This window comes from Marinobacter sp. bablab_jr003 (assembly GCF_016464245.1).
In the GTDB taxonomy this organism is placed as follows: Bacteria; Pseudomonadota; Gammaproteobacteria; order Pseudomonadales; family Oleiphilaceae; genus Marinobacter; species Marinobacter vinifirmus.
On record NZ_JADARC010000123.1, the window covers coordinates 137,994 to 158,271 of the forward strand.

At 58.3% G+C, this 20,278-nt stretch carries 19 protein-coding genes; 7 read left to right on the top strand and 12 right to left on the bottom strand.

All coding sequences use genetic code 11. The features are described from left to right. Positions 1–81: 81 nt before the first annotated feature. The 3 genes from bioD (at position 82) to H3Z84_RS15190 (ending at position 4,782) form a co-directional block, all read left to right on the top strand. Entirely contained in the window at positions 82–786 is a 705-nt protein-coding gene (gene bioD / locus H3Z84_RS15180; RefSeq protein ID WP_199458052.1) for a dethiobiotin synthase, read from the top strand. 182 nt (positions 787–968) lie between these two features. Beyond that, positions 969–2,768 carry an acyl-CoA dehydrogenase C-terminal domain-containing protein gene (locus H3Z84_RS15185; RefSeq protein ID WP_199458053.1) on the top strand — a complete coding sequence of 600 codons (1,800 nt, stop codon included), beginning with the start codon at positions 969–971 and terminating at the stop codon, positions 2,766–2,768. Positions 2,769–2,991: 223 nt separating this feature from the next. After that, complete coding sequence (locus tag H3Z84_RS15190; protein WP_199458054.1) at positions 2,992–4,782, top strand: acyl-CoA dehydrogenase C-terminal domain-containing protein; 1,791 nt, start codon at positions 2,992–2,994, stop codon at positions 4,780–4,782. A gap of 274 nt (positions 4,783–5,056) precedes the next feature. On the opposite strand, the gene H3Z84_RS15195 is transcribed toward H3Z84_RS15190, so the two are convergent. The 5 genes from H3Z84_RS15195 to leuS all read right to left on the bottom strand — a co-directional run bounded on the left by H3Z84_RS15195 (position 5,057) and on the right by leuS (position 10,427). Continuing rightward, the gene (locus H3Z84_RS15195; RefSeq protein ID WP_199458055.1) at positions 5,057–5,692 is read right to left on the bottom strand and encodes an endonuclease; all 636 of its coding nucleotides are present in this window, start codon (positions 5,690–5,692) and stop codon (positions 5,057–5,059) included. 188 nt (positions 5,693–5,880) lie between these two features. Then, entirely contained in the window at positions 5,881–6,144 is a 264-nt protein-coding gene (locus H3Z84_RS15200; protein WP_199458056.1) for a hypothetical protein, read from the bottom strand. A 104-nt stretch (positions 6,145–6,248) separates the two neighbouring features. Next, positions 6,249–7,262, bottom strand: coding sequence for a DNA polymerase III subunit delta (gene holA / locus H3Z84_RS15205; protein ID WP_199458057.1), 1,014 nt, complete (start codon positions 7,260–7,262; stop codon positions 6,249–6,251). Continuing rightward, a complete protein-coding gene (gene lptE, locus H3Z84_RS15210; protein WP_199458058.1) occupies positions 7,259–7,840 on the bottom strand; it encodes an LPS assembly lipoprotein LptE in 582 nt (193 codons plus the stop codon). The genes holA and lptE overlap by 4 nt, the downstream gene beginning before the upstream one ends. Before the next feature lies 1 nt (position 7,841). After that, entirely contained in the window at positions 7,842–10,427 is a 2,586-nt protein-coding gene (leuS, locus tag H3Z84_RS15215) for a leucine--tRNA ligase (protein WP_199458074.1), read from the bottom strand. A 183-nt stretch (positions 10,428–10,610) separates the two neighbouring features. On the opposite strand from leuS, the gene H3Z84_RS15220 reads away from it, so the two are divergent. Further along, positions 10,611–11,159, top strand: a complete 549-nt coding sequence (locus H3Z84_RS15220) for a zinc ribbon-containing protein (protein ID WP_199458059.1) — start codon at positions 10,611–10,613, stop codon at positions 11,157–11,159. A gap of 6 nt (positions 11,160–11,165) precedes the next feature. Here H3Z84_RS15220 and lnt read toward each other — a convergent pair whose 3' ends face one another. The 5 genes from lnt to miaB form a co-directional block, all read right to left on the bottom strand. Beyond that, positions 11,166–12,635 (bottom strand): apolipoprotein N-acyltransferase, encoded by a 1,470-nt coding sequence (lnt, locus tag H3Z84_RS15225; RefSeq protein WP_199458075.1) that lies wholly within the window; start codon positions 12,633–12,635, stop codon positions 11,166–11,168. 67 nt (positions 12,636–12,702) lie between these two features. Continuing rightward, entirely contained in the window at positions 12,703–13,548 is an 846-nt protein-coding gene (locus H3Z84_RS15230) for an HlyC/CorC family transporter (RefSeq protein ID WP_199458060.1), read from the bottom strand. Beyond that, entirely contained in the window at positions 13,545–14,018 is a 474-nt protein-coding gene (gene ybeY / locus H3Z84_RS15235; protein ID WP_199458061.1) for an rRNA maturation RNase YbeY, read from the bottom strand. Before ybeY ends, H3Z84_RS15230 begins: the two co-directional genes overlap by 4 nt. Then, positions 14,015–15,001, bottom strand: coding sequence for a PhoH family protein (locus H3Z84_RS15240; RefSeq protein ID WP_022989707.1), 987 nt, complete (start codon positions 14,999–15,001; stop codon positions 14,015–14,017). Before H3Z84_RS15240 ends, ybeY begins: the two co-directional genes overlap by 4 nt. A gap of 451 nt (positions 15,002–15,452) precedes the next feature. Next, on the bottom strand, positions 15,453–16,799 hold the full coding sequence (miaB, locus tag H3Z84_RS15245; RefSeq protein WP_199458062.1) for a tRNA (N6-isopentenyl adenosine(37)-C2)-methylthiotransferase MiaB: 1,347 nt from the start codon (positions 16,797–16,799) through the stop codon (positions 15,453–15,455). A gap of 316 nt (positions 16,800–17,115) precedes the next feature. Between miaB and trmH the strand changes: the two genes are divergently transcribed. Further along, positions 17,116–17,850 carry a tRNA (guanosine(18)-2'-O)-methyltransferase TrmH gene (gene trmH, locus H3Z84_RS15250; RefSeq protein ID WP_199458063.1) on the top strand — a complete coding sequence of 245 codons (735 nt, stop codon included), beginning with the start codon at positions 17,116–17,118 and terminating at the stop codon, positions 17,848–17,850. Here the strand turns inward: trmH and H3Z84_RS15255 are convergent. Both H3Z84_RS15255 and cadR read right to left on the bottom strand, forming a co-directional pair. Beyond that, on the bottom strand, positions 17,847–18,281 hold the full coding sequence (locus tag H3Z84_RS15255) for a hypothetical protein (protein ID WP_323127010.1): 435 nt from the start codon (positions 18,279–18,281) through the stop codon (positions 17,847–17,849). The genes trmH and H3Z84_RS15255 overlap by 4 nt on opposite strands. 102 nt (positions 18,282–18,383) lie before the next feature. Further along, positions 18,384–18,791, bottom strand: a complete 408-nt coding sequence (gene cadR / locus H3Z84_RS15260) for a Cd(II)/Pb(II)-responsive transcriptional regulator (RefSeq protein ID WP_004364961.1) — start codon at positions 18,789–18,791, stop codon at positions 18,384–18,386. 95 nt (positions 18,792–18,886) lie between these two features. On the opposite strand from cadR, the gene H3Z84_RS15265 reads away from it, so the two are divergent. Both H3Z84_RS15265 and lspA read left to right on the top strand, forming a co-directional pair. Further along, positions 18,887–19,783, top strand: coding sequence for a cation transporter (locus tag H3Z84_RS15265; protein WP_199458064.1), 897 nt, complete (start codon positions 18,887–18,889; stop codon positions 19,781–19,783). A 3-nt stretch (positions 19,784–19,786) separates the two neighbouring features. Then, positions 19,787–20,278: signal peptidase II (lspA, locus tag H3Z84_RS15270; RefSeq protein WP_199458065.1), on the top strand; the 492-nt coding region annotated here is incomplete at its 3' end.

Genomic DNA, 20,278 nt, shown 5'->3' on the forward strand with positions numbered 1-20,278 from the left:
CCACACCCTCGTCTTGCACCTGAGTAGCAGCGCCACAGGCGGAATATGCACCGAGATTTTGATTAAAGAGGACCCCAGACAGTGGCTAAGAAAACGTACTTCGTAACAGGCACCGACACCGGCGTAGGCAAAACCATCGTAGCCGCCGCCATCCTTGAGGCCGCCAAGGCCCAGGGTAAACGCACCCTGGCCATGAAGCCCATTGCGTCGGGCTGCGACCAGACCCCCGACGGGCTGCGCAATGAAGACGCACTGATGCTGCAAGCGGCCATGACCGAACAACTGGCCTACGACGCCATCAACCCCATCGCCATGGAACCCGCCATAGCCCCCCACGTAGCCGCCCAGCAAGCCGGCAAACAACTCAGCGCCCAGCGGCTGGTCGGCTTTTGCCGCGGAATGCAGATTCGCCCGGCCGATCTTATGCTGGTGGAAGGCGCCGGCGGCTGGCGGGTTCCTCTGAACGACCGCGAAACCTATGCAGCGGTGCCCCGCGAGCTGAAACTGCCCGTGGTCCTGGTGGTCCCTCTCAAGCTCGGTTGCATCAATCACGCCATGCTCACGGTGGAGGCCATTCAGAATGACGGCCTGACGGTAGCCGGCTGGGTTGCCAACCACCCGGAGCCGGAAACCATGAGTTGCGAACAGGAAACCCTCGGTTACCTGGTGAACCATATTCCGGCGCCGTGTCTGGGCATATTACCCCGCCTTGATGACACAGCAACCGAGCGCCTACCGGCCCGGCTGGCGGAGTTTCTGAATATCTCGCCGTTATTTGACGGCTGACAGGTTCTGCAGGCTGGGCCACACAAAATTTGCTCAGGGCTATTGACAATTCCGTGCCTCAAAACGTATGTTTCAAACAAGTGTTTAATTAAGGCCGCGGTGCAGCGCATCGTGGTGTCTGAGCAAACCCAAGGCCGAAGGCTGTTACTGCATTCAGCCGAGACCAAACCGAGGTGGATTCCATGCCTGAATACAAAGCGCCCCTGCGTGACATTAAATTCGTAATGAACGAGCTGCTGAACAGCGAGCAGCACTACGCCAATCTGGAAGGTGCTGAAGACGCGACTCCGGATATGGTTGATGCCATCATCCAGGAAGGCGCCAAGTTCTGTGAGCAGGTATTGTCTCCGCTGAACCAGGTAGGTGACCAGGAAGGCTGTACCTGGAGCGAAGACGGTGTGAAAACCCCGACCGGCTTCAAAGAAGCTTACCAGCAGTACGTTGAAGGTGGCTGGCCGTCCATGACTGCCGACCCCAACTACGGTGGCCAGGGCTTGCCGCACTCCATCGGCCTGGTGGTCAGTGAAATGGTTGGCACCTGCAACTGGTCCTGGGGTATGTACCCGGGCCTGAGCCACGGCGCTACCAACACCATCGAAGCCCACGGCACCGAAGAGCAGAAGCAGACCTACCTGACCAAGCTGATCAGCGGTGAGTGGACCGGTACCATGTGTCTGACCGAGCCGCACTGTGGTTCTGACCTGGGCACCCTGCGCACCAAGGCCGAGCCGAACGCTGACGGCACCTACAGCATTACCGGTACCAAGATCTTCATTTCTGCCGGTGAGCACGACATGGCCGAGAACATCGTCCACATCGTACTGGCCCGTCTGCCGGGCGCACCGGAAGGCACCAAGGGTATCTCCCTGTTCATCGTGCCCAAGCAACTGCCGAACGAAGACGGTTCTGCCGGCGAGCGTAACGCGGTTTCCTGTGGCTCCCTGGAGCACAAGATGGGTATCCACGGTAACGCGACCTGTGTGATGAACTTCGACGGTGCCAAGGGCTGGCTGATCGGGCCGGAGAACAAAGGCCTGAACTGCATGTTCACCTTCATGAACACTGCCCGTATCGGTACTGCCATCCAGGGACTGGGTTCTGCCGAGCTGGGCTTCCAGGGCTCCCTGGCCTATGCCAAGGAGCGTCTGGCCATGCGTTCCCTGAGTGGTCCGAAGAACCCGGACGGCATTGCTGATCCGATCATCGTGCACCCGGACGTACGCCGCATGCTGCTGACCCAGAAGGTTGTAGCAGAAGGCGCCCGCGCCCTGATCTACCTGGCTGGCCAGCAAGTGGACGTGGTTCACTCCGGCAAGACCGAGGAAGAGCGCAAGCACGCCGATGCGCTGCTGGGCTTCCTGACTCCGATCGCCAAGGCCTTCCTGACCGAGATCGGTTACGAATCTGCCAATCTGGGCATGCAGGTGTTTGGTGGCCACGGTTACATCGCCGAGTGGGGCATGGAGCAGAACGTTCGTGATTCCCGCATCGGCATGATCTACGAGGGTACTACCGGTATCCAGGCGCTGGACCTGCTGGGCCGTAAGGTTCTGATGACCCAGGGCGAAGCTCTGAAAGTGTTCACCAAGCAGGTTCACGTATTCTGCAAAGAGAACGCCGACAACGAGCAGCTGAAAGAGTTCATCGAGCCGCTGGCTGCGATCAACAAGGAGTGGGGCGATCTGACCATGAAGGTTGGTATGACCGCCATGAAGAACCGCGAGGAAGTCGGTGCCGCTGCGGTGGACTACCTGATGTACTCCGGTTACGCAGTCTTCGCTTACCTGTGGGCCCGTATGGCCAAGGTGGCACTGGACAAGATGGCCGAAGGCACCTCCGAGGAGATGTTCTACAACGCCAAGGTTCAGTCTGCGCGCTTCTACTTCAAGCGCCTGCTGCCGCGCACCAAGACCCACGCAGAAACCATGCTGGCCGGTGCAGACAGCCTGCTGGATATGCCGGAAGAAGCCTTCGTTATCTAAGACGGGGTTGCTATCTGGTTGAAGGCACAGCAAAAGCCCGTTCTCCGCTCGGAGGCGGGCTTTTTTCATGAGTTTGGTGGCACGTTTGAGGTAGAATGGCGGGCCACAGAATAACAACCTTGTTTCGGACACATAGCCGAGCGGGCGAACCCGAAGACCTTTACACAGAAGGCGTTGTTACCCGGTTCCCCAAGTGACTGACTGAATTTCTGGAGAGTTATACATGGCTGATTATCAGGCACCCCTTCGTGACATGCGTTTTGTATTGAACGAAGTGTTCGACGCGCCCGCACTCTGGGCCTCTCTGCCAAAGATTGCCGAAAACGTAGACCCGGACACTGCCGACGCGATTCTTGAAGAAGCTGGCAAGATCACCGGCGGCGTACTGGCGCCCCTGAACCGCGAAGCGGACGAGCAGGGTTGTAAGTGGAATGAAGGCGAAGTAACCAGCCCGGAAGGCTTCAAGGAAGCCTACCAGACCATCGTTGAGGGTGGCTGGAACGGCCTGGGTGGCAACCCGGAGTTTGGTGGCATGGGTATGCCCAAGACTCTGGTAGCCCAGTTTGAAGAAATGATGCAGGGCGCCAACATGGCCTTCGGCCTGGCTCCGATGCTCACCGCCGGCGCCTGCCTGGCCCTGGACGCCCACGGCAGCCAGGAGCTGAAAGAGAAGTACCTGCCCAACATGTATTCCGGCGTATGGTCCGGTGCCATGGACCTGACCGAGCCCCACGCCGGTACCGACCTGGGCATTATCCGCACCAAGGCCGAGCCCAATGACGACGGCTCTTTCAGCGTGACTGGCACCAAGATCTTCATCACCTGGGGCGAGCACGACATGGCGGAGAACATCATCCACCTGGTGCTGGCCAAACTGCCGGATGCTCCCAAGGGACCGAAAGGCATCTCCCTGTTCCTGGTGCCCAAGTTCATGGTGAATGACGACGGTTCCCTGGGCGAGCGCAACCAGTTCAGCTGCGGTTCCATCGAGAAGAAGATGGGTATCAAAGGCTCAGCTACCTGCGTGATGAACTTCGACGGCGCCAAGGGCTGGCTGGTTGGTGAAGAAAACAAAGGCCTGGCCGCCATGTTCACCATGATGAACTACGAGCGCCTGGGTGTGGGCATCCAGGGCATCGGCGCCGCCGAAGCTTCCCTGCAAAGCGCCCGCGAATACGCTAACGAGCGTATCCAGAGCCGTGCGCCGACTGGTGCCCAGCAGCCCGAAAAAGCCGCGGACCCGATCCTGGTACACCCGGACGTACGCCGCATGCTGCTGACCATGAAGAGCTATGTGGAAGGCGGCCGTGCCTTCTCTACCTACGTAGCCCAGTGGCTGGATATTTCCAAGTACTCCCAGGACGACGAACAGCGCAAACACGCCGAAGGCATGGTTGCCCTGCTGACCCCCGTCGCCAAGGCCTTCCTGACCGACCGCGGCCTGGAAACCACCATCATCGGCCAGCAGGTCTTCGGTGGCCACGGCTTCATCCGCGAGTGGGGCCAGGAGCAGCTGGTACGCGACTGCCGCATCACCCAGATCTACGAAGGCACCAACGGCATCCAGGCCATGGACCTGATGGGTCGTAAAGTGGTTGGCAGCCAGGGCCAGCTGTACGAACTGTTCGTACAGGACGTAGCCACCTTCATCGAAGAAAACACCGGCGACGCCGCCCTCAAGCCCTACCTTGAGCCGCTGGCGGCTGCTGTCGAGCGCTTGTCCGACGTTACCGAACACGTCATCAAACAAGCCGGCGACAACCCCAACGCCATCGGCGCCGCTGCAGTCGATTACCTCGACATGTTCGGCTACACCGCCCTGGCGTACATGTGGGCCAAAACCGTCAAAGCCGCCGCTCCGAAGGCAGAGGCTGACACCTCCGGCTTCTACACCGGCAAGCTGAAAACAGCCCGCTTCTACTTCGACCGCCTGCTGCCAAAGACCGTGTCCCTGGCCGAAGGCATTCGCAGTGGCAGTGAGGCCATGATGGCCCTGGCGGCTAACGAAATCTGATACAGGTTTCGTTCTTCCAGAAAGCAAAAAAGCAGGCCCAGGTGGCCTGCTTTTTTGTTTGATGCTAGCTGAAATGTCCGGGCATTGGATCGGGGAGGCCCTTCCGAAACCTTGCGGAGCTGATCTCAGAAGTGCGGGCGCCAGTCAGGGGGTAGCTTTCCAAAACCTTGCGGAGCCAGGGATGGCGGAGCAGAGCGTACACGGACGTATCCACAGCGTGTTTTGGAAAGCTACCCCCTGACTGGTGCTTACTCCCAAGGGGAGATCAACAATCTCAGAGCCGACTAATCAGCCCGGGATTAACCACAAAGGGATTCTCATTACCCTGAATCTCGGCAATCCGGCTGTGCCGCGCCAACTCGCCATCATCCGGCGGATCCATCTCGTTCCAGCCCTGAAACAGCGTAGTAGCCCCCAGCCACGGCAAATCGTACGTATCAACCATGTACGCCATGGTCCGGGCCACATCACCCTTGGCATGCTCGGGTGGCTCGAAAAACTGGGTGCTTTCACGAATACCGCAGTCATCCGGTTGGGCGCTGGCGCCAATGTTTTCATAGCGGGCATTGCGGCGACGCATCTCTATCCGACTGGTTACAGGCACCATATTGTGCAAATCCGAGGCAATCTGCCGGTAGCGGTTGTCCCGCTTGCACTGCGATGTAGTACCGCAATCCAGGGCGGAACGCACATCGGCCAGCGGGTAGATATAACCGTCGGTCAGCACAAAGCCCTTGCTGGTAAACGGTTTTTCGCAGAAGAAGGATGAACCGCCTTCCGCATACAGGTTGCCCCAGAACTCATTCTTGATAACGGTTTCGGGATCACTGAAACGGATGTTCTGGCCAGTAACCAGACCGGCAGAGAGAGACAGGGCGAGAGTAACAGAGAGCGCAGTAACTTTTTTCATATGACAGGTATACCTCACAGTATGTGCCATATTCCTTGGCCAGCCAGACGGCAAGTTGGTGGCAAAATGAACAACACGACAGAATTATGACGCAAGATTCATTTGTTACTGTGAAGTATGGCACAGAGACGATGAGACGTGTGTCTCTGTGCCTGTCTTGATGTGTCTGTTTGTTAACGGGTTAACGTTTACTTCAGCTTGTTGCGGATGTTCTGGTAGCCGGATTTTAGCTCTTCACCCATCTTGCGGGCGGTTTCCCGGGCTTCCTGGCTGGCATCTTCTGCGTCATGGAAAATCTGGTCGAGCTTCGAACGGAACTTGTCCCAGTTCTGCTCCAGGTCGTCCCATTCGTCCTTCACATCTTCCTTGGCCAGGTGCATCTGCACCTTGGCTTCGTCGCGGTATTGTCTGACTTTATCGGACAGCTTGTTGAATTCGTCTTGCAGGCTCATGGCAGGTTCTCCTTCCCTGATTGAGTGGAGAATGTACAATGCGCCCGATTGCAAAATCGTGTCAAGTGCCGCCGGGGCCGGTACTCTCACGGGTTTGACCCAGGTCAGCCGTTACGGGTTGCGGCCAGCAGAACTGAGAGGTCGCGCAGGTAATGCCAGGGCGTCAGGTCATCAAAGCCCTTGGCGGCCCGGTCGGTCTGGCTGCACAGGGCCAGGGCCTGGTTCAGGCGGGGCAGGGTCAGGCGGCGGGCTGCCTGCTGGATGGCAGACGCTCGCCGGGGCTGGAAAACGCCCCGTTTCTTCAGGAAGCCCGAGGGGTTGTCGCCCGGGGGCAGGGCGGTCTTCAGCTCGATAATCATGTTCAGGTCGCGCACCAGCACGCTCAGCAGGCCCAGGGGATTTTCTCCTTCCTGCTGCAGTACGCCGATGATGCGGCTGGCGTGGCCGGCCTTACCAGTGAGCAGTTCGGTGACCAGCTCAAAGCCGTTGAAGCGGGCACTGTCCTGGACAGCCTGCTCTACGGTTTCCTCGTCAATGGTTTTGCCGTTGGTCAGCAGGGTCAGGCGATCCAGCTCCTGGCTCGCCGCCAGCAGGTTGCCTTCCAGCCGTTCAGCCAGCATTCCCAGTGCACCGCGGGTCAGGCTCAGCCCCTGATTGCTTGCCCGTTGCTGCAGCCAGTTGGCGAATTTGTCCGCCTCAACCGGCCACACCGGCACATGTACGCCGGTTTTCTGAAGGTCCTTGTACCATTTACGCTTGGTTTCCGCGGCATCCAGCCTGGCGCTGATCAGCAACAGGACGACATCCTCGGGCGGGGCCTGCAGGATTTGCTCGAGTACCTTGCGGCCATCGCCGAGTTTGCCGGTGGGCAGGTGAATCTCGATCCGGCGTTTCTCCGCAAACAGCGACATGGCGTTGCATTCGTCTGCTACGGAATTCCAGTCAAGCTGGTGATCTGCGTGGTAGGTGAGGCGGTCCTGGTAACCGGCTTCCCGGGCGGCCTTTCGAACCTGGTCGCAACACTCCTGAACCAGCAGGGGTTCATCACCGGAGATCAGGTAAACCGGTGCCAGGCCTTTTTTCAGTAACTGAGGGAGCTGGCCAGGCTGGGTTTTCATTGCGCCTCAGCCTGTTCCTGGCTGGCCTGGTAATCGTTGATGATGGTGTCTATCCGTTCCCGGGTCATGGGGGCCAGGCGGAAGATAACCTGCTGGGCCAGCCGGTCGCCCAGCTGTTGCCGAAGCTCCTCTTCATCGCGCTGCTTGGCGAGTACGTTGGTTTCGTCGTAGCGGTAGCTTTCGCTGGCATTCAGGTTGGTGCTGGCAATCAGCGGGATCCGGTCAGCCGTGAGCAGTTCAATGGCGACAGTATGGCGCAGAACGTACTCTGCTGCAGCGGCCTGGGCAGTAATGGCCGAGGCCCGGCGGTCCTGCCGGTAATCCCGCAGGCGCAGGATGTAATCGGCCTGGGCGGCGCTGTCAGCAACCTGGACGCCGCCCAGGGTCAGCTGATCCCGAACCGATTGACAGAAACGGCCCGGAAGGTTGTCCGGGCAGTCTACTGCAAGGGGTTGCAGTGAGGCCGGTACCGGCGAGGTGCCCCGTAACTGAAAGCCGCAGCCGCTGGCCAGCACCAGGGTAACCAGGGCCAGGGCGGCGAGTTTCAAAGCTTTCAGGAACGGGGCGGTGGTGGTCATATCAGTTGGCCACCACGTTAACCAGCTTGCCGGGCACCACAATCACCTTGCGAACGGTATTGCCTTCCACAAAGCGCTGAACGTTTTCGTTCTCCAGGGCCAGCTTTTCCAGGTCCGGCTTGCTGATGTCGGCCGGGACCGTGGCCTTGGCCCGCACCTTGCCGTTCACCTGCAGAACCACTTCGATCTCGCTGCGGACCATGGCGCTTTCATCGGCAACCGGCCAGCTGGCGTCAACCACCGGCTCGCTGTGGCCCAGCACCTGCCAGAGTTTATGACAGATATGAGGCACGATCGGAGCCAGCACCCGTACTGCGGTGTCCAGGGCTTCCTGGCGCACGGCGCGGCTCTGGGGTTCTTCATCACCCAGGCGGCCCACTTCATTCAGCAGTTCCATTACGGCTGCAATGGCGGTGTTGAAGGTCAGGCGGCGACTGATGTCGTCACTGACCTTGGCAATGGTCTCGTGGGTCTTGCGGCGAAGGTCTTTCTGGCCGCTGTTCAGAGCGCTGGCATCCAGGGCAGGAACGTCGCCGCCGGCTGTATGCTCGGTCACCATGCGCCACAGGCGCTTGAGGAAGCGGTGCGCGCCTTCCACGCCACTGTCAGACCACTCCAGGGACTGCTCTGGCGGTGCGGCAAACATCATGAACAGGCGCACGGTGTCGGCACCAAACTCATCAATGATTGACTGGGGATCGATGCCGTTGTTCTTGGACTTCGACATCTTGGTAACGCCGCCGATTTCCACCGGCTGGCCATCGGCTTTCAGGATGGCGCGTACCACCTGGCCCTTGCCGTCGCGTTCTACGGTGACGTCCGCCGGGTTGAACCAGGTCTTGCCGCCGTTGTCTTCGTTACGGTAGTAGGTCTCGGCCAGCACCATGCCCTGGGTGAGCAGGCGGTTGAACGGCTCGGAACTGTTTACCAGGCCCACGTCCCGCAGCAGCTTGTGGAAGAAGCGGGCGTACAGCAGGTGCAGGATGGCGTGCTCGATACCGCCGATGTACTGGTCTACCGGCAGCCAGTAGTTGGCGGCGGCCGGATCCAGCATGCCCTTGTCGTAGTTGGGGCTGCAGAAACGGGCGTAGTACCAGGACGACTCCATGAAGGTGTCGAAGGTGTCGGTCTCCAGGGTGGCGGCCTGGCCGTTGAACTCGGTTTTGCACCACTCCGGGTCGGCCTTGATGGGCGACTGCACGCCATCCATCTCGACATCTTCCGGCAGGCGAACCGGCAGCTGGTCGTCCGGAACCGGCATTTCGGTGCCGTCGTCCAGGGTCATCATCGGGATGGGCGCGCCCCAGTAACGCTGGCGGGAAACACCCCAGTCCCGCAGGCGGTAGTTGACGGTGCGCTTGCCGATATTATTGGCTTCCAGGTAGCTGGCGATTTCCTCGAAGGCTTCATCGCTGGTCAGGCCGCTGTATTTGCCGGAGCTTACCAGTACACCTTTCTCGGTGTAGGCCTTTTCCTGAACATCGATATCTTCGTGGTTGCTCGGTGCAATCACCTGCTTGATGGCGAGTTTGTATTTGCGGGCAAACTCGTGGTCACGGTCATCGTGGCCCGGTACGGCCATCAGGGCGCCGGTGCCGTAATCCATCAGTACAAAGTTGGCGACCCAAACCGGAATTTCTTCCTGGGTCAGCGGGTGGATGGCCTTGAAACCGGTATCAATACCTTTCTTTTCCATGGTGGCCATTTCGGCCTCAGCTACCTTGCTGTTACGGCACTGGTCCACAAACTCCGCCACGTCGCGGTGGCGCTCTGCTGCTGCCTTGGCCAGCGGGTGCTCGGCAGCGACCGCCATGTAGCTCACGCCCATCAGGGTGTCCGGGCGGGTGGTGTAAACGGTCAGGCCGTCTTCACGGTCTTTCAGGGGGAAGGTCAGCTCGGTACCGGTGGACTTGCCGATCCAGTTGCGCTGCATGGTCTTGACCTGTTCCGGCCAGCCTTCCAGGTCGTCCATGTCGTTCAGCAGTTCTTCCGCGTAATCGGTGATGCGGATGAACCACTGGGGAATCTTTTTCTGCTCTACCAGCGCGCCGGAGCGCCAGCCGCGGCCGTCAACCACCTGTTCGTTGGCCAGGACGGTCTGGTCAACCGGATCCCAGTTAACGGTGGACATCTTCTTGTACACCAGGCCCTTCTCGTACAGGCGGGCGAAGAACCACTGTTCCCAGCGGTAGTATTCCGGGTCACAGGTGGCCAGTTCACGGCTCCAGTCGTACCCGAAACCCAGCTGTTTAAGCTGGTTTTTCATGTAATCGATGTTGGAGCGGGTCCACTTTGCCGGCGCGGACTTGTTGGCAATGGCGGCGTTTTCCGCTGGCAGGCCGAAGGCGTCCCAGCCCATAGGCTGCATCACGTTCTTGCCCTGCATGCGCTGATAACGGGAAATGACGTCGCCGATGGTGTAGTTGCGAACGTGGCCCATGTGCAGCTTGCCGCTGGGGTAGGGGAACATGGACAGGCAGTAGTACTTGGGCTTGCCCGGCTCTTCCTTCACTTTGAAGGTTTCGTTGGTTTCCCAGAAGTTGCGGGCGGTCTGTTCTACGTCACGTGGGTTGTATTGCTCGTCCATTCCTGCCATTACCAAAAGTACCCTGTGAGAAAAGGATGTTCGAAAAGGCCGAACATTCTAACGCACCGAAGGCTTAACAGGTAGTCTGCCAAATTCTGCGGGATGTGCCAGACTGTCAGTAATGGCGAAGGCCGCAGGCCAGTGCCCCGAAGTCAGGTTGGAAGTCAGGTTGAAGGAGCCGTTATGACAGAACCGGAACGCAGTCACCTTTCAGGTAAAGCCCTCGAGGCCTATGACCGGATGCTGGAGCGGGTGCAGACCCGCCTGCACGATCTGCAGGAGACGTCCTTGCAGACTCTGGAAGAAGAAGTGCAGAAGGCAGTCGAGTTTGAATACGAACTTGAGGAGATGACCCGGGAGGAAGCCGACCTGCTGGGCGCCTACCTGCAGCGGGATCTCCAGCATTTGATGCACTTTGTGGAGGAAACCGGGGAAGGCCTGAAAGAGTGGCTGCAGCTGGACATCTCCCTGCTGGAACAGACCCTGGCCGACCGCCTGCTGTCGGTGGCTGACCAGACCCTGGTCGACACCCTGGAGTTGTCCCAGAAGCTGGAGAACGAGGATGTCAGCCACTACATCTCCGGAGAAGTGGCCACTGCCGGCATGTTCCGCTGCCTGAACTGCAGCCATATGCTGTGCCTGACTAAAACCAGCCACCTGCATCCCTGTGAGGCCTGCGGTTCCCACTATTTTGAACGGGTGACCAGCCGGTGGCCGCCTAAAGAAGGGTAATTTAAATCAGCCTTTAGGAATCACCCGCTCCCGCACAAACACAATCAGGATCACCGCCAGGGTCAGCACTGGCCACGAGCCGGTCTGCATGTAGGGCGTGCTGCCGGTTGCGGAGAATACTTCGCCGGTCAGTACCGCGCGCTCAAACTGGGGAATGCGCTCGGTGATCTGGCCTTTTTCGTTGATGATGGCCGTTACCCCGTTGTTGGTGCCGCGCAGCATGTAGCGCCCGGTTTCCAGGGCGCGCATGCGGGCCAGTTGCAGGTGCTGAAGAGGGCCGATAGAGTCGCCGAACCAGCCATCGTTGCTGATGGTCACCAGCATGCCGGTATTCCGCGCGTTGAACGCCACAAAATCCGGGTAGGCCACTTCGTAGCAGATGTAGGGCATCAGCCGGGTATCGGTGGCGCTCAGGCCGGATTGCTGGCCCGGGCCCGGGGTGAAGCTGCTCATGGGCAGGTCAAAGAAACCGATCAGTCCCCGCAGTAATCCCTGCAGCGGCACATACTCGCCGAAAGGTACCAGCTTCTGTTTGTGGTACATGCCCTCGCCGCCACCGGCAGCCAGGATGCTGTTGTGGAAGGTGTAGTCCTCGATTTCGCCGCTGTAGCCATACCAGGGAATACCGGAAATCAGGGTGCTGTTCTCGCCAAGCCGTTCCTCGATGTGGTCAATGATCTTGCCGGCCTGGTCCTGGGGAATGGGAATGGCGGTTTCCGGCCACAGGATGATGTCTTTATCCCAGTGTTCTTCAGTCATCCCCAGATACGCCACAATCTGGTCTTTCAGGAACTCCGGATCCCACTTGATCTGTTGCGGAATATTGCCCTGCATGGCAGCAAAGCTTTTCGGCTCCTCGCTGATACTGGTCCAGTTGACCTGGTTAAGGGCAGGAGCCAGCAGCCAGGGTAGTACCGCGATCGCCGCTGTTGCACCCGCCGCAGTTTTTCGGCCAGCCAGGATCAGCCACCACACCCCGTAAGCCGCTGCGCCGGTAACCACGATCCAGAAGGTCAGCCCGTGCACACCGGTTAATGGTGCCAGCCCGGCCAGTGGGCCATCGGTGTGGGCGGTGCCCAGGTACAGCCAGGGAAAGCCGGTCAGCAACCAGCCCCGGAGCCAGTCCCCCAGTAGCCAGATGGCGGGAAACAGGATAAGCCGGCGCACCATGCTTTGCCTGGCCAGCTTGCCCCAGAACCAGAACGCCAGCCCGTGGAATAGCGCCAGCCCTGCCACGAACAGCACCATCAGCAGAACTGCGATGGGCGCCGAGGTGTTGCCGTGCTTGCTGATGCTGATGTAAATCCAGCTCACGCCGGAGGCAAACAGCCCAAGGCCGACAAACCAGCCGGCGCGAAACAGCTTCTCCGACGGCAGGTTCAGGGTAACCAGGAGGATCAGAAGAACCGATACCGGCCCCAGCGCCCAGATATGGAACGGCGAGAAGGTAAGGGTTTGCAGGGCGCCGGCGATCATCAGGATCACCGGGCCCAGCCAGGGATGGGCAGTAAATTTCAGGTTGAGCGGATGGCTCAGGCCGTTTTCATGACTCACTTCGGGTTACCTGCAGCAAACGGATGACTCGGTTATCGGCGTTCGCAATAGTAAACTGTAAACCGCCGAATTCAACCGTTTCGCCCCGTCTGGGCAGGTGACCGAACTCTTTGAGCACCAGGCCGCCAATGGTATCGAACTCTTCTTCGTCCAGGTCGGTGCCAAAAAATTCATTGAAGTCGTCAACCGGAGTCACGGCCTTCACCGCAAAGGTGCCATCGCCCCGGGCCTTGATGTGGGTTTCTTCGTCGAAATCGTGTTCGTCTTCGATCTCGCCGACGATCTGCTCCAGCACATCCTCAATGGTAATCAGGCCTGCCGTACCGCCGTACTCATCCACCACGATGGCCATGTGGTTGCGGTTTTCCTTGAACTCCTTGAGCAGCTGGTTCAACCGCTTGCTCTCGGGCACAAAGGTGGGCGGGCGCAGGATTTCACGGATGCGGGACCAGTTGAGATCGTTATTCAGGGCCAGCGGTAGCAGATCCTTGGCCAGCAGAACACCCAGCACGTCGTCCGGGCTTTCACCAATCACCGGGAAACGGCTGTGGGCAGATGACATGATCTCGGGCAGGAATTCTTTCGGTTCCTGGGAGGCTTTCACGGTGATCATCTGTGAACGGGGAATCATGATTTCATCCACCCGCATATCGATCACCTGCATGGCACCTTCGATGATGCTCATGGAATCGGTATCAATAATGCTCTGGGACTCGGCGTCCCGCAGAATTTCCAGCACGTCCTCAACGGACTCAGGCCCGCTGGAAAAGGCCTGTGATATACGCTCCAGCCAGGACTTGCTGCCCTGGCTGCGACTCGACTGATCGTCGCTCATGAGTCTGGTTCCGTTTCCTCTGCTTCGTAAGGGTTAGCAAATCCGAGCTGCGACAGCAGCCGAACCTCGAGGGCTTCCATGACCTCGGCTTCGTTATCTTCAATATGGTCGTAGCCCTGAAGGTGCAACATACCGTGCACCACCATATGAGCCCAGTGGGCTACAGGCTCTTTATGCTGTTCCTGCGCCTCTTTTTCAACAACCGGTGCGCAAATAACCAGATCTCCGGCCAATGGCATCGTTATACCCGCTGGCGCTTCAAATGGGAAGGACAAAACATTGGTGGGTTTGTCCTTGCCCCGGTACTGGTGGTTCAGCTCCCGGCTCTCGTCGTTATCGACAATACGGATGGTCACCTCGGACGGATTCTCGCCCAGCCAGGCCTTTTCGGCCCAGCTGTGGAACTGCGCTTCATCCGGCACACCCGCACCGTCAAAGGCCATCTGGAAGTCCACAGTCAGCTTGTTCATCGGCTGCCGGAGCTCCCGTCATCAAAGGAATCGTAGGCTTCCACAATCCGCTGAACCAGCGGGTGGCGCACCACATCCTTGGCTTCAAACCGGGTAAAGCCAATGCCCGGCACCTTGCTCAACACGCCGGCGGCGTGAATCAGGCCGGAATTCTGGCCCCGTGGCAGGTCCACCTGAGTGGTATCACCGGTAATCACCGCCGTAGAGCCAAAACCGATCCGGGTCAGGAACATCTTCATCTGCTCCCGGGTGGTGTTCTGGCTCTCGTCCAGAATAATGAATGAATTGTTCAGGGTACGGCCGCGCATGAACGCCAAAGGCGCAATCTCGATCACACTCTTCTCGATCAGGCGGGTGACCTGGTCAAAGCCCAGCATTTCATAAAGCGCGTCGTACAACGGCCGAAGGTACGGGTCCACCTTCTGTGCCAGGTCGCCCGGCAGAAAGCCCAGCTTCTCACCGGCTTCCACCGCTGGCCGAACCAGCAGAATCCGCTTCACCTGCTCGTCCTTCAGTGCCTCAACCGCACAGGCCACGGCCAGCCAGGTCTTACCCGTGCCCGCTGGCCCGATGCCGAAGTTGATATCGTGGGTGCGGATGCTATGCACATACTTCTGCTGATTCCGGCCCCGGGGCTTGGCGGTCAGTTTGGGGGTCTTGATGACGGTAATCTGGCCTTCATCATAAGGCACGTCATCCGGCAGCCGCTCAAGGCCGGTCTCGCGGATAAACAGGTGCACAGTATCCGGCGGAATGTCCTCGCTGGCCTCGGTTTCCCGGTACAGGTGCCGGATGACCTCGGTAGCCGCCGCCACGTTTTCAGTGTGGCCTTCCACCCGGAAATGATGCCCGCGCCGGCCCACTTTCACCTGCAGGCGCTGTTCAATCATCTTCAGGTGTTCGTCAAACTGCCCGCACAGCGTCGCCAGCCGACGCTGGTTCACCGGGTGCAGGTCAAATTGTCTGGTATCGTGAGTGTTCAAGTTTTCTCCGAGTTTCCTACTCCCGGGTATCAGGGAGTATGCATTTCTTGAATTGGGCAGTATGGCCGATGCGTGGGTTCGCTTCCACAGGGACGCTCAAGACGTCCTGTTCGCTTAGCTTCGGCCATCCATGGCCTACGATACCCTGTGGAAGCGAACCCACGCACCGGCCTTTCTTTCTATGTGCAGGTTCGCAAGACGAAAAACAAGTACGAGTTTTTTTAGGGCTTGCTTTCGTATTGACGAGCGTCTTCGTGAATCAGGCAGTGATGGGTCTTCTTTAGCATGCCACCGTGAGGTCAGGCGGAGGCGGGCTGGATAAGCCTCCCAAAAATGTCGGAGGCCATGGATGGCCGGAGAGAAGCGCACATGGATGTGCTCGTAGCGGTTTTTGGGAGGCTTATCCAGCCCGCCTCCCAACTCCACACAAAGAGTACATGGGTGCCGAAGCCTAAAACAACTCAGAACCAACAGGCACACCACGAAGAGAGTTCGGGTAGGCCTCGACGATTTCCGCGTCGATGAAATGGCCAACCACCTCAGGATTCTCGTGGCGGAAGTTCACAATGCGGTTGTTCTCGGTACGCCCCGCATACTCCCCCGGGTCCTTTTTGGACAGACCCGTCACCAGAATCCGCTGAGTGGAACCCACCATCTTGCGGCTGATATCCATCACATTCTGATTCAGGCGATCCTGCAGAATACTCAACCGCTGCTTCTTCACCTCCATCGGCGTATCGTCCGGCAGATCCGACGCCGGCGTACCCGGACGGGCGCTGTAGATGAAGCTGAAGGACATATCAAAGCCGATGTCGTTGATCAGCTTCATGGTGTCCTCGAAATCCTTATCGGTTTCACCCGGGAAGCCGATGATGAAATCCGAGGAGAAGCTGATGTCCGGGCGGATCTTGCGCAGACGGCGCAGCTTGGATTTGTACTCCAGCGCCGTGTGGCCGCGCTTCATGGCTGCCAGGATGCGGTCGGAGCCGCTTTGCACTGGCAGGTGCAGGTGGCTGACCAGCTCCGGAACCCGCTCGTAGACGTCGATCAGCGCATCGCTGAATTCCACCGGGTGAGAGGTGGTGTAGCGGATGCGGTCGATGCCGTCGATGGTGGCGATCACTTCGATCAACTCCGCCAGGTCCATCTGGTCGCCGTCGTGGGTGTCGCCACGATAGGCGTTTACGTTCTGCCCCAGCAGGTTCACTTCGCGCACGCCCTGGGCAGCCAGGTGGGCCACCTCGGCAATCACGTCGTCTACCGGGCGGCTGACTTCTTCGCCACGGGTGTAGGGCACCACGCAGAAGGTGCAGTATTTGCTGCAGCCTTCCATGATAGAAACGAACGCAGAAGGGCCGTCGGCGCCGGGTTCCGGCAGGTTGTCGAACTTCTCGATTTCCGGGAAGCTGACGTCGACCACGCCTACGCCGTTACCCTTCATGCGCACTTCGCTGATCATGTCCGGCAGGCGGTGCAGGGTTTGCGGGCCGAAGACCATGTCTACGTAAGGTGCCCGGTCGAGGATGGCCTGGCCTTCCTGGCTGGCTACGCAGCCGCCGACGCCGATGATCATGTCGGGCTTTTTGCTTTTGAGACGTTTCCAGCGGCCGAGCTGGTGGAACACTTTCTCCTGGGCTTTTTCGCGAATGGAGCAGGTGTTCAGCAGCAGGATGTCGGCGTCATCCGGGTTGTCGGTCATTTCAACCGCTTCGCCGGTTTTGAGCAGGTCTGCCATGCGGGCAGAGTCGTACTCGTTCATTTGGCAGCCGTGGGTTTTGATGAACAGCTTCTTGGCCATGGGTCTCACGTAGTTTGGTGTATGTTGCGCCGGGGTGTGGGGCGCTGGCAAAAATGGACTGCACATTATAACGGGGTGCCTAAACTTCAACCACCGTTGTCTCGGTATTCCTCATTTGGCCCTGTGGTATTATTCGCAGCCTTTGAGTTGTGGTGCATGAAGGTCTTTGGGGGAGGCTTTCCAAAAACCGCTCCTTACGGCACATCCCTGTGGCGCTTCTGCTCCGCCATCCATGGCTCCGCAAATTTTTGGAAAGCCTCCCCCAAAGCCCTTCCCGGACCGCTGTGCTGTCATTAACAAGGCCTGGATTTTACCCATGACCCCCGAACGCCTCGCCCGAATCAAACAAGTCCTGAACACCCGCCAACCCGACCTGCGGGTGCTGACGGACCAGGTGCATAAACCCCGAAACCTGTCCGCCATCATCCGCTCCTGCGACGCCTTTGGTGTGGCGAACATGCACGTGGTCTGGCCGAAGGAGGGTTTTCGGGCGTTTCGCAAAACAGCCGGCGGAAGCTTTCACTGGGTAACAACCCACACCCATCCCACCATGGACAACGCGGTGACCGAGCTGAAGGCGCAGGGGCATAAGTTGTATGCCGCGCAGTTGTCAGACCGGGCTGTGGATTTTCGGGAGGTGGATTTCACCGTGCCGTGCACGATTATCATGGGTAACGAGGTGGACGGGGTGAACCCGGTGACCGCCGAGCAGGCGGATGAGCATATCGTGATTCCGATGATGGGGATGGTGGAGTCGCTGAATGTGTCTTCAGCCTGTTCGATTATCCTTTCCGAGGCCCAGCGTCAGCGGAAGCTGGCGGGTATGTTTGACCAGCGGCGGATGCCGGATGAGGAATACAACCGCCTGCTGTTCTGCTGGTGCCAGCCGACGGTTAAGCGCTACTGCGACGACCGCAACCTGCCGTATCCGCCCATCGACCACGAAACCGGTGAGTTAATCGACGGGGTAGGGTGGATGCAGGAAGTCAGAAAAATAAGGGCGAATCGCCCGAGATGGGATGACCAGCCGGAGAATATCGAAGCAGGCTAGTCTTGGTGGACTAGTACTCCAACCTGTTTCTCGAGCTCGCTCGCAAATTCTGTCAGCACGCTGATCTTGGAGTGCGCCGTGATCAGCGCATCAAATAATGTCTGAGCGTTCTCGATGTACTCGTGGATCATTTGGTTGCGTAACTGCCTGAGTGCAATCCATTGCTCAGAAGATTCAAGCCAACCATACTTCTCGGCTTTTTCGAGGTTGAATAACAGAGCCTGTTTTGGTTCGCCCAAGGCTATTAACAACGCGGGAAGTAGTTTATCTCCCAAGGTGTCTTGCAGTCGGCAAAAGCGGCTGGTGAAGGCTTCGACCTTCATTGCCAGCTCCGGGTTTGAGTCCAGTGTTTCAACCGCCTGAAAGGGTAAAACTGGATCAAATACCTGTTGTGCGGCGTAGTTCAGGTGCTTGATTTCCTTGTCACTCACTCGGCTCAAAAATTTGGGTAAGCGGATTAAATGGTTGATCTTACCTTTGCATGAGAGTGAGACAGACCGGCATCTCATCGGATTATCTGGTTGATGCTTCACCTACTGCTGGTGCATGTTTCCTTCGCTAATTCCAGCAAGAACCCCACACGCCTCAACTTCCCGGTCATCGTTGCAACTCGCTCTCAGTGAAACGAGTTGTTTCTCAAGCGCTTGCAGAGCGGTTATCTGCGACCGCACATGAGAGATATGATCATCGAGCAAGGCGTTGACGGCGGTACAAGGCTGATGAGGGTCGTCCTGATAGCTCTGTAGTTCGTGAATCTCAGCCAGTGACAGGCCCAGGATTCTGCAGCGACGGATGAAGGCCAGCCCCTCACCATGCTTCTCGGTATAGACACGGTAACCGTTGTCCTGCCGATCAGGCGGCGGCAACAAGCCCTGCTGTTCATAGAAGCGGATCGTCTGTGTTTCGACCCCTACCAACTGCGCCAACTGACCAATGCGCATCAGCCTCCTCCCCAACGGATTCTTTACTCTATTGACCTTATAGTAGCTTTATAGTTTTAAATGGTACCACAACATTGTTCAAGTGGAGTCGTATCATGAGAAAATCCTGTGGTGGCGCCTGTGGCGGTGATGCAACGTCCGCAGCGGATACCGATATACAGGCCTCCTCCGAGGCGCCAGGGAGATGGGTCAGTGTTTATGCCGTGCCGAAGATGGACTGTCCATCAGAAGAACGAATGATTCGCCTAGCCCTGAACGGCTTTGAGGAGATTCGGGCGCTGTCCTTCGACTTGTCGAACCGCCGGCTGAAGGTCGTGCATGACGGCGAGGTCGAGCCCGTCACCTCGAAACTGAAGACCTTGGGGCTAGGCGCCTCGCTTCAGGAAACCGTCGCTGCAAATCCGGAGACCATCAAGGCCGCCGAGTTTTCGGCAGCTTCTGCTAAGCAAGAATCCGGGACCCTGCGCTGGTTGCTCGGCATCAATGCACTTCTGTTCGTGGTGGAAATGACTGCCGGTCTGATCGCCCAGTCCACCGGCCTGATTGGAGAATCCCTGGACAATTTTGCCGATGCGGCGGTGTACGGGCTTGCCCTTTATGCGGTTGGACATAGCGTGAAAATGCAGGTACGTGCCGCGCATCTTGCTGGTGTACTGCAACTGATCTTGGCTGTGGGCGTGCTCGTAGAGGTGGTGAGACGCTTTGTATTCGGTAGTGAGCCTGAATCGCTGGTGATGATGGCTATCGCATTCGTCGCATTGATTGCCAATACCAGTTGTCTGCTGCTCATATCCAAACATCGGGAAGGCGGGGCGCACATGAAGGCAAGCTGGATATTCTCGGCCAACGACGTGGTGATCAACCTGGGGGTCATCACCGCCGGCGCCCTGGTCGCGTGGACCGGTTCCAATTATCCGGATCTGATTATCGGCACCATCGCGGGGGGCATTGTACTTAACGGTGCCAGACGCATTTTGGCGTTGAAGGGTTAAATAATGCTCATTATTGGCAAAAAGCTCTCGCCGTATGCCCTATTGTCCATATCGGGCCTGCTGGCAGCGTCTGATCAGGCTGTAAAGTGGCTGGTGCAGCAATCAATGGCCTATGGCGAGTATGTTTCGGTGACCCCGTTCTTTAACTGGGTGCACCTATGGAACACCGGTGCCGCATTCAGTCTTTTTGCGAATGGTGGAGGCTGGCAGCGCTACTTTTTTATCGGAATCGCGGTAGTGGTCTCGATTTTTCTGATCAAGCTGATCCTTGAAAATCGTCATAAAGGAGAAGCCATCGCTTACAGTCTTATCCTCGGTGGCGCCATGGGCAACCTGATTGACCGGGTCTTTCGCGGCTATGTTGTGGATTCCTTTGATTTCTATTGGCGAGACTGGCATTGGCCGGCCTTCAACCTGGCTGATATTGCAATTGTCCTCGGTGCCTTACTTTTCGTTTCCAGCAGCTTGTTGGGTAAAAAAGCAAACACCAATGCC

Coding starts and splice junctions, on each gene's coding strand:
- leuS (WP_199458074.1), bottom strand. CDS start 10,427: ATGGACGAGCAATACAACCCACGTGACGTAGAACAGACCGCCCGCAAC.
- H3Z84_RS15195 (WP_199458055.1), bottom strand. CDS start 5,692: ATGAAAAAAGTTACTGCGCTCTCTGTTACTCTCGCCCTGTCTCTCTCT.
- H3Z84_RS15265 (WP_199458064.1), top strand. CDS start 18,887: ATGAGAAAATCCTGTGGTGGCGCCTGTGGCGGTGATGCAACGTCCGCA.
- lnt (WP_199458075.1), bottom strand. CDS start 12,635: ATGATCGCCGGCGCCCTGCAAACCCTTACCTTCTCGCCGTTCCATATC.
- trmH (WP_199458063.1), top strand. CDS start 17,116: ATGACCCCCGAACGCCTCGCCCGAATCAAACAAGTCCTGAACACCCGC.
- cadR (WP_004364961.1), bottom strand. CDS start 18,791: ATGCGCATTGGTCAGTTGGCGCAGTTGGTAGGGGTCGAAACACAGACG.
- H3Z84_RS15220 (WP_199458059.1), top strand. CDS start 10,611: ATGACAGAACCGGAACGCAGTCACCTTTCAGGTAAAGCCCTCGAGGCC.
- ybeY (WP_199458061.1), bottom strand. CDS start 14,018: ATGAACAAGCTGACTGTGGACTTCCAGATGGCCTTTGACGGTGCGGGT.
- H3Z84_RS15200 (WP_199458056.1), bottom strand. CDS start 6,144: ATGAGCCTGCAAGACGAATTCAACAAGCTGTCCGATAAAGTCAGACAA.
- H3Z84_RS15185 (WP_199458053.1), top strand. CDS start 969: ATGCCTGAATACAAAGCGCCCCTGCGTGACATTAAATTCGTAATGAAC.
- lptE (WP_199458058.1), bottom strand. CDS start 7,840: ATGACCACCACCGCCCCGTTCCTGAAAGCTTTGAAACTCGCCGCCCTG.
- H3Z84_RS15230 (WP_199458060.1), bottom strand. CDS start 13,548: ATGAGCGACGATCAGTCGAGTCGCAGCCAGGGCAGCAAGTCCTGGCTG.
- H3Z84_RS15190 (WP_199458054.1), top strand. CDS start 2,992: ATGGCTGATTATCAGGCACCCCTTCGTGACATGCGTTTTGTATTGAAC.
- holA (WP_199458057.1), bottom strand. CDS start 7,262: ATGAAAACCCAGCCTGGCCAGCTCCCTCAGTTACTGAAAAAAGGCCTG.
- miaB (WP_199458062.1), bottom strand. CDS start 16,799: ATGGCCAAGAAGCTGTTCATCAAAACCCACGGCTGCCAAATGAACGAG.